Origin of the sequence: Flavobacterium sp. HTF (genome assembly GCF_003105115.1) — a bacterium.
Taxonomy (GTDB): domain Bacteria; phylum Bacteroidota; class Bacteroidia; order Flavobacteriales; family Flavobacteriaceae; genus Flavobacterium.
On record NZ_QETH01000094.1, the window covers coordinates 1 to 15,615 of the forward strand.

11 protein-coding genes are annotated in these 15,615 nt (G+C 35.1%); 7 read left to right on the forward strand and 4 right to left on the reverse strand.

The genetic code is table 11. From position 1 onward, the window contains the following. The 3 genes from DCO46_RS19215 to DCO46_RS19225 form a co-directional block, all read right to left on the reverse strand. A partial coding sequence (locus DCO46_RS19215; protein ID WP_116754105.1) for a DUF695 domain-containing protein occupies positions 1-876 on the reverse strand: 876 nt, incomplete at its 3' end. Positions 877-1,022: 146 nt separating this feature from the next. Next, positions 1,023-2,957 carry an amino acid permease gene (locus DCO46_RS19220; protein WP_116754106.1) on the reverse strand — a complete coding sequence of 645 codons (1,935 nt, stop codon included), beginning with the start codon at positions 2,955-2,957 and terminating at the stop codon, positions 1,023-1,025. Between the two features lie 507 nt (positions 2,958-3,464). Next, positions 3,465-6,371 carry an FAD-binding and (Fe-S)-binding domain-containing protein gene (locus DCO46_RS19225; protein ID WP_116754107.1) on the reverse strand — a complete coding sequence of 969 codons (2,907 nt, stop codon included), beginning with the start codon at positions 6,369-6,371 and terminating at the stop codon, positions 3,465-3,467. 199 nt (positions 6,372-6,570) lie between these two features. On the opposite strand from DCO46_RS19225, the gene DCO46_RS19230 reads away from it, so the two are divergent. Further along, entirely contained in the window at positions 6,571-7,257 is a 687-nt protein-coding gene (locus DCO46_RS19230; protein ID WP_116754108.1) for a hypothetical protein, read from the forward strand. Positions 7,258-7,933: 676 nt separating this feature from the next. Here DCO46_RS19230 and DCO46_RS19235 read toward each other — a convergent pair. After that, entirely contained in the window at positions 7,934-8,218 is a 285-nt protein-coding gene (locus tag DCO46_RS19235; RefSeq protein WP_116754109.1) for a hypothetical protein, read from the reverse strand. A gap of 403 nt (positions 8,219-8,621) precedes the next feature. Here DCO46_RS19235 and DCO46_RS19240 point away from each other — a divergent pair, with 403 nt between their 5' ends. From DCO46_RS19240 to DCO46_RS19265, 6 genes are all read left to right on the forward strand, one after another. Continuing rightward, on the forward strand, positions 8,622-9,830 hold the full coding sequence (locus tag DCO46_RS19240) for an anhydro-N-acetylmuramic acid kinase (protein ID WP_116754110.1): 1,209 nt from the start codon (positions 8,622-8,624) through the stop codon (positions 9,828-9,830). A gap of 249 nt (positions 9,831-10,079) precedes the next feature. Next, entirely contained in the window at positions 10,080-11,651 is a 1,572-nt protein-coding gene (locus DCO46_RS19245; RefSeq protein WP_116754111.1) for a glycoside hydrolase family 10 protein, read from the forward strand. Continuing rightward, on the forward strand, positions 11,638-13,176 hold the full coding sequence (locus tag DCO46_RS19250) for an MFS transporter (RefSeq protein WP_116754112.1): 1,539 nt from the start codon (positions 11,638-11,640) through the stop codon (positions 13,174-13,176). Before DCO46_RS19245 ends, DCO46_RS19250 begins: the two co-directional genes overlap by 14 nt. 22 nt (positions 13,177-13,198) lie before the next feature. Next, complete coding sequence (locus DCO46_RS19255; RefSeq protein ID WP_116754113.1) at positions 13,199-13,540, forward strand: hypothetical protein; 342 nt, start codon at positions 13,199-13,201, stop codon at positions 13,538-13,540. Positions 13,541-13,657: 117 nt separating this feature from the next. Beyond that, a complete protein-coding gene (locus DCO46_RS19260) occupies positions 13,658-14,107 on the forward strand; it encodes a GNAT family N-acetyltransferase (protein ID WP_116754114.1) in 450 nt (149 codons plus the stop codon). Positions 14,108-14,109: 2 nt separating this feature from the next. After that, the coding region (locus tag DCO46_RS19265) for a glycoside hydrolase family 3 protein (protein WP_133244616.1) at positions 14,110-15,615 on the forward strand (1,506 nt) is incomplete at its 3' end.

The following is a 15,615-nucleotide window of genomic DNA, read 5'->3' on the forward strand; positions in this document are numbered from 1 at the left end:
ATCTTCAATTTTATCCAGCAATTGATATGTTTTTTTATCCGGCATACTATTGGAGTTATTTTTATCAAAAACAATTTCAACCGTCACAACCCATGGATGCGATGCTTTTTTATCCCATTCTAAAATCTCTGTATTGATTATTGCCAAAATCAGACCTCCATCCTCTTTCTCCGCTTTAAAGCTTGCATAAGAATCATTTTCGGTATTATGTCTTACCCCCTCGTATTTCTCAACAAATTCTTTTTCTCTCCAAACTAAATAATCTTTTAATTTCCCGATAGGAATTAACTCCTGAGAAACGTCTCCATTTCCAATTACATTCAGGTTATCTATTAAAGTTACTGAATGTAATTCTCCTAAAAAGTTATCCAGGAAAATATAGACCCCGTTTGTCACTGTCGCTTTTTTATCCTCCGTAAAATCATCATAAACAACCGTTAAGTCAATTTCGTCCGGATAATTTTTATGCAAATTGGGATAAAATTTCAGGTTTTCTGAATTAAATTCAAGGTTTTCATAAGTAATAGCGACATCTTCAATATTAGAGGCTGGTTTAAGCGCAGTAAATTTCCAGCCATCAATTTTAGGAGCTGCATTCACGAGCTCTTCTATTGCATAAATGTTTTTAATAGTTCCGTCAGCTGTTAAAATTAATTCGGCAGTCTGATCATCGAACATTCCTGTCAAATAATAAAATCCATCATGAACTTCATTCAGTTTTGGATGCATTTTATCAAAGAAATCAGTATGTATGTTATCCCCTTTTTGAACAACCTTAAAGAACTCTTTTTCATGTTTTAAAAACCAGTTCCAAAAATCACTATATGATTCTATTGGGGATTCTTTTTTACCCAATATCTTACCAAGAAAACTCATGCTATTAAAAAATTAAATTTAAAATTTACTGAAACAAACATAAGCAAAAGCCTTTTAAAAACATAAGAATATTTTTATAAAACATTAAACATAAAAAAAGCCCTTCTGAATATCCAGAAGGGCTTTTTACTTATATTTTTTATGTATCAGCTCACAATCTGAGCATTCAGTTTACTATTTTTTCTACTGTAAGTAAAATAAATAAATAATCCAATTAGTAACCAGATGGTAAAATAAATCCAGTTCCAGACACTTAATTCGGCCATCATATAAAGACAACAGATTAATCCTAAAAGCGGAATCAAAGAAAGATTTTTTCTAAACGCCCAAACGGTTAATCCTACCAAAACAAAAAGGAAAATCCACATTGGAATTTTGTGTTTGAATAAACTCAAACCAGTTTCATATTTTAAAGAATCACTGATTGGCAAACCTTTTACCACCTCAGTATATTTTGTTTCATCATCCTGGTATTGACCCAATAAATGTTCTAAATCTGAAGTTTCCGCAGTTTTATTCGTTACGTCGATACTTTTTAAATAACTGAAAACTTTTTCTGAATCTTCTTTATTTAATGAAGTTACAATGGTTGTTGCGTCAAAAGTCTGTGCTTCATTATTGATAAAAGCCATCGTCGCTTTATTATTGAACGCAAAAGCGTAATATAATCCGGCAATAATTAAAACCGGAAGTATGTATTTTGAATTGACATAAGGCGTTTTGAATTTTCCTCTTGGAATTTCAGGTTTGTTCTGTAAAACCAGAACTCCGGCACAAACCAATACAAAAGCAAATAAAGTCCCGATACTGCATAAATCGGTTACCATGGTAAGATTTAGAAACAAAGCCGGAATTGCTACCACAAAACCAGTTACTATTGTAGCAAAAGAAGGTGTTTTGAATTTTGGGTGTACGGTAGAGAATTTCTTTGGCAATAAACCATCACGGCTCATACTCATCCAGATTCTCGGCTGTCCCATCTGGAAAACCAATAAAACGCTCGCCATAGCAATTACGGCACTTACAGCAATAATTCCGGACATCCATTTAAGATCTAATTTTTCAAAAACAAAAGCCAGAGGATCTCCAACATTTAATTCGTGGTATTTTACCATTCCGGTTAAAACCAGAGCAATGGCAATATATAAAATCGTACAAATAATAATCGCCCACATCATTCCGCGTGGTAAATCACGCTGAGGGTTTTTACATTCTTCCGCTGTTGTCGAAATAGCATCAAAACCAATATAAGCAAAGAAAACTGCGGATACTCCTTTTAATACCCCTCCAACTCCGTTTGGAGCAAACGGATCCCAGTTTGCTGTGTCCACATAAAATACTCCGACAGCAATTACTAAAAGTACTACGCAAAGTTTTACAACTACCATTAAATTACTGGCGTTACGGGATTCTTTCATTCCTCTGTAAACCAAAGCGGTAATCAAAATAATGATGAATAAGGCCGGAATATCAGTTACAAAATGAAAAGAACCAATAGTGGGTGCAGTTGTCCAGGCAGTGTGTGCAGACTGAAGGGCTGTACTTAAATTTTCGAATGTTTTTCCACCACGCATTAAAGCTTCAGCGTCTTTAAAACCATTTGAAGCGGTTAAATAATCCATCTGGATCCATTGCGGTAAATCGATACCGCCGCTATGGAGCAGTCCGGTAAAATAATCACTCCAAGATATGGCGACCGTAATATTTCCGACAGCATATTCCATGATTAAGGCCCAGCCTATTATCCAGGCAATTATTTCTCCAAAAGCAACATAAGAATAGGTATAAGCACTTCCTGAAACCGGAACCATTGATGCAAATTCAGCATAGGCAAAAGCAGCAAAACTACAGGCAAGGGCAGTAAAAAGAAAAAGGAAAATTACAGCTGGTCCCCCATCTGCACTGGCTTTTCCGATGGTGCTAAAAATTCCCGCTCCAACAATGGCTGCAATTCCAAAAGCAGTTAAATCTCTGGTGGTAAGGTGTTTTCCTAACGCTTCATGTCCATCTGCTTCGTTCTTTGCCACTTGTTTCAGAATATCCTGCACCGTTTTTTTTCGAAATAAACTTGAAAATGCCATATTATGTTTTTGCTATTAAAATTAATTTAATTCAGTCGTTCTGGTTTTATTTTGCAAATAATGCAAAAATTATCTTGATTTCAAATATATAAAACGATTTTGTTTTTTCGTATACTTTTTTTTTGCCACTAAGGCGCTAAGTCACAAAGTTTTTTTTCTGCTGTGAATTATTTTCTTTGCTCAACCTATATTTTCTCACGCAGATTTGGCAAATTAAGCAGATTTATTTCTTAAAAAACATCTGTATAAATCTTTGAAGATTTAGAAAAATCAGCAATATCTGCTAAATCTGCGTGAAATAACAAATATTTGCGTCCTTAGCGTAACTCTTTTGAGCTTTGCGGTTAAATTTTATTTCTTAAAAACATCTGTGTAAATCTTTGAAGATTAGAAAAATCAGCAATAGCTGCCAAATCTGCGTGAAACAAAATCATTTTAATCCTTTAATCTTTGACTAATTTTGATACGGTTTTTTAAATCTGCATTCTAAAATCTGAACTCTAAAATCTACTTCAGGCAGCTTCTCAAAATACTAACCGGATGCTGTGCTTCTCGTTTTGTACCGTCATAAATCTGGTGACGACAGCTCGTTCCTGCGGCAGCTATTTTTACGTTTTCGGCTGTGGCACGTACTTTTGGAAAAAGGGTATCTTCTCCCATCTGCATGCTGACCTGATAATGTTCTTTTTCGTAACCAAAAGAGCCTGCCATTCCACAGCAGCCCGAATTATAAATTGTTACTACATTATTAGTTGGTAAATTCAGCATTGCAAAAGTCGCTTCAACAGAACTCAAAGATTTCTGATGACAATGTCCGTGAATTTTAATTTCTCTTTTTTCTTCTGAAAAAGAATCCGGGCGTATTTTTCCATCGATAATTTCTTTCTTAAAGAATTCTTCAATGGTAAAAGCATTTCCGGCTAATTTTTCTGCTGCTTCCTTATCATCTGCCAGACGAAGGTATTCATCTCTAAAAGTCAGAATAGCCGAAGGTTCGATTCCTATTAAAGGCGCATTTCCTAAAATCAGGTCTTTAAAAACATTTACATTATGATTGGCAATTTTTTTAGCTTCTTCCAGAAATCCTTTAGAAAGATACGTTCTGCCGCTTTCTTCGTGATCCACTACCAAAACCTGGTAACCTAATTCCGTTAATAATTCGAAAGCATCAATTCCGATATTAACATCATAATAATTCGTGAATTCATCTACAAACAAATACAATCTTCCGTTCGGGAAATCGGTTACTGCAGTTTTATTATTAGCATACCATTTTCTAAACGTCTTTTTGGCCAATAACGGCACTTGTCTTTCCGGTGCAATTCCCATTGTCTTTTTTACCAGTGACTGATTCGAAATAAAATTGGTAATCGACGGGAATTTACTTCCCATTTTGTTCAGCTTGGCGTTGTTGGCAAAAATCTTATTTCGTGTTGAGAATCCGTTTGCTTTTTGATATTGGTATAAAAATTCGGCTTTTAAAGTCGCTACGTCCACATTACTCGGACATTCGCTGGCGCAGGCTTTACAGCTTACGCACAACTCAAAAACCTCGTATAATTCTTTCTGGTCAAATTTATTTTCCTTTTCCGAATAAGTCAGGTATTCTCTAAGCGCATTAGCACGCGCACGCGTGGTTTCTTTTTCATTTTTTGTCGCCCGATAACTTGGGCACATCGCTCCTCCTGCCGATGGCAGTTTTCTGCAATCTCCAGAACCGTTGCATTTTTCCGCTGCACGCAAAATTCCTAAACTGTCTGAGAAATCCTGAAACGTTTTTATGTCCGGTTCTACCCTTCCCGAAATCACACGATGATTTTCGTCCATTTTCAGGGCGTTTACAATCTTTCCGATATTCAAAACCGAATTCGGGTCAAATGCCAGTTTGATTCTTTTCAGCAGTTCATAATTCTTTTCACCAATCATAAACGGAATAAACTCTCCACGTACAATTCCGTCACCGTGTTCCCCGCTTAAAGAACCTTTATATTTTTTAACCAAATGTGCTACTTCCGTCGCAATGGTTCTGAATAATTTTAGATCTTCGGTTTTCTTCAAATTCAAAACCGGACGAAGGTGCAATTCTCCCGCCCCGGCATGCGCATAATAAATCGCTTCCTGTCCGTGACGCAACATCATTGCCGAAAACTCCGCAATATAATTCGGTAAATCATTCAATTCAACTGCTGTATCTTCAATAGAATCGGCTGCTTTATTGTCACCTACAATACTTCCTAAAAGTCCGAGGCCGGCTTTTCTAAGTTCGTTGGCTTTATCAATATCAGAACCGTAAATTTTTACACGGGCGTAGCCAAAATTGTGTTTTTCCAAATCGGCGATTAAAGCATCGGCTTGTTTTTCAGCATCTTCCAAAGAATGAGAAGCCACTTCAAACAACATAATTGCTTTTGGTTCTCCCACTAAGAAAAATCTATTTTTAATATGTTCACGGTTTGTCTTTGTACAATCTAAAATGGTATCGTCGATCATTTCACAAGTGTACAAATGATGTTTCATTGCCACTACAACCGATTCTAAAGATTCCTGAATGGTATGGTAATGTCCTACGACCATAATATTATGAACCGGAGGCAAATCATCGACTTTTAGCGTCACTTCTGTTGTAAAAGCTAATGTTCCTTCACTTCCGCAAAGCAATTTCCCCAGATTGATTGTGGGTTCTGTTCCGCCAAATAATTCCGATCTTAACAGAATATCAACCGCATAACCGGTATTTCTTCTGTGAATTTCCGGTTTCGGAAATTCTTTTACAATTTCATCCTGAGCTTCTTTTATAGAAAGTTCCTCATAGATGCTTTTATATATTTTATTTTCTAAAGTATCACCTTTTGTTTTTTCAATAAATTCTGTCGAAGTCAGGTCTTTAAAAATCACTTCAGAACCATCGCTCAAAAGCGCTTTTACTTCAGCAATTTTGTCACGCGTCACACCATATCGAATCGAAGTTGTACCGGATGAATTATTCCCCACCATTCCGCCAATCATCGCTCGGTTTGAGGTTGATGTAATCGGCGCAAAAAATACGCCATGAGGTTTCAGGAATAAATTCAGTTCATCGCGAATTACACCCGGCTGAACCGTAACGGTTTTCTTTTCGGCATCAAACGAAATAATTTTGGTAAAATGCTTCGAAACATCAATTACCAGTCCATCTCCTACCGCCTGTCCTGCCAATGAAGTTCCCGCAGTTCTTGGCGTAATCGAAATGTTATGCTTCGCTGCAAACTTTATCAGTTTGGCAATATCCTCCACAGTTTTAGGCAATGCCACTGCATTTGGTTTTATCCTGTACACCGAAGCATCTGTAGAATAAAGCGTTTTATGAAGCTCATCATATAAAAGTGTGCCTTCTAATGATTCTGATAATTGTTGTAACTCCTTATTTATTGACATTCTGACTAAATTTATCGCTTACAAAAATAGGTATTTTTAAGGTTCTGAGGTTCTAAGTTGCAAAGGTTCTGAGTTTTTTTTGATTTTAATAAATAGCTTCTCAAAAGTTTGGAATTTTTAGTATGTATTGACTCTTTTTTTCAGTGTAAACTATGAATATTATTTTTTTTTATATTTTTAGTTCATAAAAAATACAATCATGAATCAGCCAAACAGAATCTATTTTTTAGAAAATCCATATCCGAAAGGTCACGCTTTAAAAGAGTTTTTATGGAGCGGACGAATCGAAGAAGATGAATCGATGTGGTTTGATTTTCACTTAAAAACCGACAAATATTCTGCTGATGATAAAACGGATGACGACGATGAAGAATCCAAAAGCGATTGGGATTCAAAAATAGTCTGGGGCAATTATCATCAATGTATACTATCTTCGACTCATTGGGGAGATTATGGAATTCAAATTAATAAAACAGTCGCAAAAGCCACTTTTAATGATTTTATTAAAGAGCCTCTTCTGGCTGACTCCTTTACTTCTGATGATGATGAATTTGATCCTGACGAAGTCGCATTCGGAATTTATTTATTAGGACACGATACGTGCGGTAATCATGAAATAGAAATTACGCCAACAGACAAAAACAAGTTTGACATTGAATGGTCGGGAAGAATTGCCCTCACCTATTCCGGAGCTGACGAATTCAGGCATGCTTTTACACTTCAGCTTCAAAACGCTGAATTTGACGGTTTTTATTATCCAAAATCCTGGTCACTCGAAAAAGCCACCGATTTCTTTAAAACCAATTTTGAAGATTTTGAAGAATACGAATTTGTTGATCTTAATCCGAAAAGCAAAAAACGAAATTATAAATTCAAGAAGAAATAGATTCCCCCAATCTTGTCATTCTGAGGAATGAAGAATCCTGACACAGTAATTCTTTAGCGAATGTCGCCAATCTTTGTAGAGTTACTTGTGTGGGATTCTTCGTCCCTCAGAATGACAAACTATGCGGATTTTGATTGTAGCACAGTAATTCTTTAACAAATATCACCAAACTTTGTAGAATTTTGTTGTGTGGGATTCTTCGTTCCTCAGAATGACAAACTATGCGGATTTTGATTGTAGCACAGTAATTCTTTAACAAAAATCACCAAACTTTGTAGAGTTACTTGTGTGGGATTCTTCGTTCCTCAGAATGACAAACTATGCGGATTTTGATTGTAGAATTTAGGCTTGAGTAATCGGTTTCATAAAAAAAAATGGTAAAATAGAGACAAAGAGGGTCCCCTAATCTTGTCATTCTGAGGAACGAAGAATCCTGGCACAGTAATTCTTTAACAAATATCACCAAACTTTGTAGAGTCACTTGTGTGGGATTCTTCGTTCCTCAGAATGACAAACTGAACGGATTTTGATTGTTGCACAGTAATTCTTTAACAAATATCACCAAACTTTGTAGAGTTACTTGTGTGGGATTCTTCGTTCCTCAGAATGACAAACTGAACCAAAAAAAGCCCCGCAATTGCGGGGCTTAAATATTATAATTTTTAAATACTAAAATCTACACTGCTTTTACAGTTCCTATAATGTTACAGGCTTTTTGAATCTGCATTTCTGAAAACGGAGAGAAAGTTTCTGCCAAATTTCTGCTGGTTCTTAAACAACTTAGCATTTTCATCCTTAATTGCTGATTGTTGGCGTGTTCTGTTTCGAGCATTAACTCAAAAATTTCTTGTAAATACAAAGGTTGTTCTTTAAAATCTCCCTCAAACCATAAATCGGAAAGGAAGTTTGCCACAGATGGCAATACATCTTGATGTGATGTTTTTTGATTTTCTTTTAGCATAATAGAAAATATTAAACGCACGAAACCCCCGCTTTAGATGTGCTAAAATACCCGTATGGATATATTTGACCATTGTTTCCGCAGGTTCATCATGGCGAGGGAATCGCTTATGTTAACTTATAAAGTTTTTTAGGATTTTATCCTAGGTATTTTAGCGAAGTAAAGATATGCATTTTTAAATAAAAAGATGTATTTACTTACAAATTTTTACTTTTATGATTTATAAGTGTGTTTAGTTTTTATATCAAATTTATAAAAATATAAGCTTATACAGTTAAGAACAAAATATTTTCATCTTGAATATATTTCATTTATTTTTAAATTGCTTTTTGTAAAAATAACGTTTTATATTTAGCATGCTGAATCATTAAAAGATTTTAGCCATAAAAAAGCCATCCCAAAAATGAACAAAAACATAACCGCACTCTATAACATAGCCCAAAAAGAAACCAGAAAAATACTCGGTTTAATGTCCGGAACGTCGCTTGACGGACTTGATATTGCTTTGTGTGCGATTTCGGAAGCGGGTGAAAATACAGTTGTCAAAATTCTGGAATTTGAAACCATTAGTTATTCCGAAGATATAAAAATCGAAATCAGAAAAGTTTTTGCTAAAAAAACAATCGATTTTCAGCATTTGGTTTTACTGAATGAATGGATTGCGATATTACACAGCGATATGATTAATGATTGTCTCGCTAAATGGAATGTTCCCGCAAACGAAATCGATTTGATTGCTTCGCACGGGCAAACGGTTTTGCATGCGCCTAAGTTTTTGCATCAGCAGGAAAAATTTCCAAATGCTACTTTGCAAATTGGCGACGGCGATCATATTGCGGTAAAAACGGGAATTATAACGTTATCCGATTTCAGGCAAAAACATGTTGCTGCGGGTGGCGAAGGTGCGCCTCTGGCCGTTTATGGCGATTATTTGTTATTCGGTAAAAAAGGTGAAAACCGTATTATGCTCAACATGGGCGGCATTGCAAATTATACTTATCTCCCCACTTCTCTAAACGCCGGCGACGTTTTTGTAACCGATACCGGAACTGCAAATACCTTAATTGATATTTATACCAAGCATTATTTTCCTGAAAAAAGTTACGATAAAGATGCTGAAATTGCCCAAAAAGGGATTGTGAATCAAACGCTTTTAGCAGAATTAAAAAACGATGCTTTCTTCAGGAAAAGTTTTCCAAAATCAATAGGTCAGGAAGTTTTTAATTTTGAGTTTGTACAAAAAGCACTTTCAAAAACCGGATTAGAAGCTATTTCGGCATCAGATTTGCTTGCCACTTTAACACGCCTGAGTGCGGAGACAATTGCGGAAGGAATTCTTTTTACCATAAATGCAACAAATGTCAAACCCGAAGATTTTCATATTTACATGTCTGGAGGCGGAACGAATAATCCTTTATTGGTGAAATGGTTAAAGGAATTGCTGCCGTGCCAGTTTCACACCAGCGATGATCTCGGTATCTTGAGTGATGCCAAAGAAGCGGTTTTATTTGCCATTTTGGCTAACGAAACTGTAGCGGGAGGCGATTATAATTTCGGAAACAGCAAAGGAATTCCGTCTGTAACGATGGGTAAAATTTCGTTTCCTGATTAAAGGAATAGTTGCCATGAATTTCGCGAATTGGCACGAATTTTTGAATTTAAATTAGTGGAAATTAGTGCAATTCGCGGCAAAAAAAATTACATACCTTATATTAATTGTATTTTATTGTAATACATTTAATAAAAAATCAAAATCAATTATATGAAAACCAAATAAATATCGTTCAAATTATAATTCTTTAAATATTTATTATAATCAGCTAAAAAAACTATTTTTGGTTCTTGTTAAAAAAACATTGAAATGCATAAAAATCAGCACCTAATACTCTCTATCATATTTTTATTAACTCTTGGATGGAATGTCAGTTCTCAGGTAAACGGAGCGCATCCTAAAACTGAATTTAGAGGTGTCTGGATTGCAACTGTTGTCAACATTGACTGGCCAAAAACAGCGACAGACAACGTAGAAAAAGAAAAATCAGATTACCTTGATATTTTAGATACATACAAAAAACTAAACTATAACGCTGTTATTGTGCAGATTAGAAGTGTTGGTGATGCCTTTTATCCTTCTGAATTGGCGCCATGGTCCAGATTTTTGACCGGAAAAGAAGGCCAGGCTCCCAGCCCGTATTATGATGCACTGGCGTGGATGATCGAGCAGGCACATCAGAGAGGTTTTGAATTTCATGCCTGGATGAATCCTTATCGTGCGACTTTTGATCTGAACAAAAATCTTTTAAGCCCGACTCACGATATTTTTAAACATCCGGAATGGATGATTGAATATGGAGGGAAATATTATTATGATCCTGCATTACCTGAAGTTCAGGCACATTTGACCAAAGTGGTAAAAGAAGTAGTGGACAAATACGATATTGATGCCATTCATTTTGATGATTATTTTTATCCTTATGCCGTTCCGGGAAAAGTATTTAACGATACTGCTTCATTCAAAAAATACGGATCAGGTTTATCACTTGCTGATTGGCGTCGTGCGAATGTGAGCAATTTTGTGCACTCTATTTCTACAACAATAAAAACAAGTAAACCGTGGGTTCAGTTTGGTATCAGTCCGTTTGGAGTCTGGCGAAATAAATCGGTAGATCCAAGAGGTTCAGAAACGCAATCTACTTCTAATTATGACGATTTATACGCAGATCCTGTTTTATGGATGGACCAAAAATGGATCGATTATATTATGCCGCAATTGTACTGGAGTATGAACAACCCGAGGGCATCGTATTCTAAACTGGTAAAATGGTGGTCTGAAAATTCTAATAATACGGCTTTATATATTGGTCATGCCTCTTACAAAATCAGAGCCGATGGTGATAAAAGCTGGAACTTTGCCAGTGAAATCCCAACTCAGATCGATTATGCCAGAAGTTTTAAAAAAGTGGGCGGAAGCGCTTATTTTAGTGCCAAATGGTTTACAAATAAAAACTTTGATATTGTTCGCCTTTTAGAAGAAAACCAATATAAATATCCTGCATTGCCACCGTCGGTTCCGAACCTGAAGCGAATTGTAATTGATATTCCAACAGTAACGGAATTTGCAAAAGACAGTTCTCTTTACACTTTTACGATCAAATCACCGCTTAATACAAAAGTGCGTTATATGGTTGTTTACGGAGCAGATCATATTTCAAAAGTCAATACTAACGATGCTTCTCAAATTGTGGAAAAAATAAAAGTCAGTGAAATCAATGACTCGATTACATTTTCGATCCTTGCACAAAAAATGAATCAGTATAAAGCTTGCGCTGTAACATTTATTGATTATTTTGCAAACGAAAGTACCCCAACTACTATCGACTTAAAAAAGACATTTAAAATATATTCACCTGCTCAGCCAAATGAAAACAGATAACAAACCCTGGTTTTGGATTCCCCTTCTTAATTTTGCTTCTGGATTTCCTTATGTCATTATCATCTCCGTTTCTGTTTTGATGTATAAAAAGTTAGGAATAACTAATGAAGATATTGGCCTGTATACAAGTTTGCTCTATCTTCCTTGGGTAATCAAGCCTTTATGGAGTCCATTAGTTGAGCTTTATGGAACAAAACGAAAATGGTTTTTATGGATGCAATTGATTATTTCTATTGCTTTTTTAATTGTTGGATTCACTATTCCCTTACATAATTTTTTCCTTCTTACTTTGGCAATATTTTGGGCTGCAGCTTTTGCTTCTGCCTCAAATGATATTGCAAGTGATGGTTTTTATTTATTGGTTTTACCAAAAGAAGAACAGTCATTCTTTTTGGGAATCAGAAGTACATTTTACAGAATCTCTATGATTGCTGGAAATGGGCTAATAATACTTTTAGCAGGATATTTAGAACATAAATACAGTGATAATACAAAAGCCTGGTCGTATACCATGATTTTTGTTGGTCTGTTAATGACACTTATTACCATTTACAATTTCATTTTTACACCTAAAAATGAAATTAATTTAGCAGAAAATAAAGAGCATCACTATCAGAGCTTTGCGACTATTTTTGTCAGCTTTTTTAAGAAAAAACAAATTGCAATTGTTTTAATTTTTATCCTGGTTTTTAGATTAGGAGAATCACAGTTATTAAAAATGTTAACTCCCTTTTTAGTTGACCCAATTAAATATGAACTAGTAGAAAAAACTGCAGACTTAAACGAAAAAAAGGCATTATACTTATATAATACTAAAGTAAAAACAGGTGTAAAACTTGAAGCCTCAGAATTACAACTCTTATATTCCAAATTACCTATTGTTGCTGATACCAGAAAAGAAAAAAAACCTATATTAGAAACTCAACCAAAAAAAGGTGAAGAATATAAAAAAGTAAATGAAGCAAGAGTTCATTTTGTCGATGAATTAATTACTACAAATGGAAATCAGGCAACAATTCACAAAGGTGGAATGGGGCTCGAAACAGAAGATGTTGGTTTAATTTACGGAACTTTTGGCCTCATTGCTTTAACCTTGGGCGGAATATTGGGCGGAATTCTAATTTCTCAACAAGGTCTTACAAAATGGATGCTCCCAATGTTCCTGGCAATGCATCTTCCAATTTTAGGATTTATTCTATTAGCTTTCTTTCATCCATCATCAATTTATTACATTTACGTCGTAGTTATTTTTGAACAATTTGGTTACGGTTTTGGATTTACCGGCTTCATGATGTATTTAATTCATGTTGCAGAGGGAGAATCAAAAACAGCGCATTATGCACTTGCAACCGGTTTTATGGCATTAGGAATGATGCTTCCGGGAATGTTGAGCGGTTATATACAACAATATTTAGGCTATCAAAATTTCTTTATCTGGGTTTTTCTAGCTACAATTCCAGGTCTTATTTTATCACGTTTTTTAATTTTCCCGAAAGATTTTGGGAAAAAATCAGAAGAAGTTTAACCCCAAATCAAACATCTTATCTATGGAAATCAATGAAAATTTGCAAAACGAACGCAACCTGAAAGGAGCTGAGTTCGAAAAAACCGGAAATCTTGAAAAAGCAATTGAATTGTATGAGGAAAATGTCACCGAGGGCTTTAAAGGAAATCACCCTTACGACCGATTAGCAACGATCTACAAAAACCAAAACGATATCGATAACGAGATTCGGGTTTTAGAAAAAGCAATCGTAGTTTACGAGGAAATCACGATCGAAGATCGATTAGAAGGACTTCCAAAACTTTTCCGTTTTAAAAACCGATTAGAAAAAGCAATTGAAACAAAAAAGCAACTGGCAAAGCAAAAGAAAGCTAAACTGAAATAACTAAATTTAAGTTAGGCTTAATTTTCTTTTACCATTAAGAGATTAAGTAATTTAAGTCAAGCTTTATGAACTTAAATATCTTAATTGTAAAAACAAAAAAACTTTTTTTATTGAATTATGATTAGTTTAAAACGAACCAATTCAGACGATATCGATTTTATAAATCTGGTTGCTTTATTAGATAAAGATTTAGCGATTCGAGACGGAGACGATCATGCATTTTACAATCAGTTTAATAAAACGGATAAAATAAAACACACCATCGTTTATTACGAAAATGGTATTCCGGTTGGCTGTGGTGCTTTTCGTGAAAAAGAAAGCGACAAGACCGAAATTAAACGAATGTATGTTCATCCTGATTTTCGCAATAAAGGAATTGCGTCGAAAGTCTTAGCTGAATTGGAAATCTGGGCGAAAGAAGTCGGCTATACTTATACCATTCTCGAAACAGGAAAAAACCAGCCCGAAGCTATAAACTTATATCAAAAATTAAATTATATCATAATTCCAAATTATCCGCCTTACGAAAAGATGGATAATAGTGTCTGCATGAAAAAGACTTTATAATAATGAAAATGACAGCCGAAGCATTAAAACAACGAGTGGGACAATTCTTTTTTCCTGCTGTTTTTATAAACGATACCGAAGAAAATATTCAGGAAACCGAACGTTTGATCAAAGAACATAATATTGGCGGACTGACTTTTTTTCACAGTCGTGCAAGCGCTGCAACAAATTATGAAAGCAAGAAAAAAGTCGTATTTAATGATGACAGTTACGAAAAAATCAAAGCTCTGATTATACGTTATCAAAAAGCCGCTACCACTCCACTTTTAATCAGTATTGATGCGGAATGGGGTTTGGCGATGCGTATCGAAAAAACACCGCAATATCCGTATGCTATTACACTTGGTGCTTTACCTTCAACTAAATCTGATTTAGTTTATGAAGTCGGGAAACAAATCGGACTAGATTTAAAAGCTGCCGGAATTCATTACAACTTATCTCCTTTGGCAGACATCAACAACAATCCGAATAATCCGGTTATTGGGTATCGTTCTTTTGGTGAAAACAAAGAAAAAGTCGCCCATTTTGCTGTTGAATATTTAAATGGAATGTCTGAAGTGGGCGTTTTAGGCTGTCTGAAACACTTTCCAGGACACGGAAATACGAATGTAGATTCGCATTTGGGATTACCGGTTTTAAAGGAAACTTTAGAAGAATTATTAGAAAACGAATTATACCCTTTTATAAAAGGAATCGAAAACAATGTCGATTCGATTATGATTGGACATTTAGCCGTTCCAAGTTTAAATGACGGAAAAGATACTTCGGCGACCTTATCAAAACCCATTATACAGGATCTTTTGCGTAATAAATTAGGTTACGATGGCTTAGTAATTTCTGACGCTCTGAATATGCACAGCGTTTCTAAATTATACGAGACCAAAGGTCAATTAGAATGGGAAGCTTTTAATGCGGGAAATGACATTTTGTGTTTTGCCGAAAATGTTCCCGAAGGAATTGAAGCGATACTGAAAAATGCCTCACCGGACCGCATCTTCGAAAGTTATGAAAGAATCAGAAAAGCAAAAGAAAAAGTAGGGACTTTATCCAACAGCACTTTTGCTTCCGGTGAATTAAACTTCGGAAAAGCAGCTTCTTTAAATAGTGAAATTGCAGAAAATTGCATCACAAAAATCATTGATAACTCAAACACAGATTTAGTTTTCGAAGCTCAGAAGAATAATCAGCTAGCCAAACTTAGCTTATATAAAAACACAGAAAACACTTTTTTTAAAACCTTAAATTCGAAATTACCTTCACCTGAATTTTCTTTTGAAAACGAAGAAGAATCAGATATTTCGGAAATTAAAAAAGAACTTCAAAATTTTGAAACAATCCTAATTTCATTATTTGTTCCGAAAGCAAAACCTGCGAATAATTTTGAGATAAGTGACAACGTTTTCAATTTACTTTCTGAATTACTGCAAACTAAAAATTGTATCGTTTTTGTCTTCGGAAATCCGTATGCTTTACCACTTATTCAGAACCTTAAAAAGGCTTCAGGACTT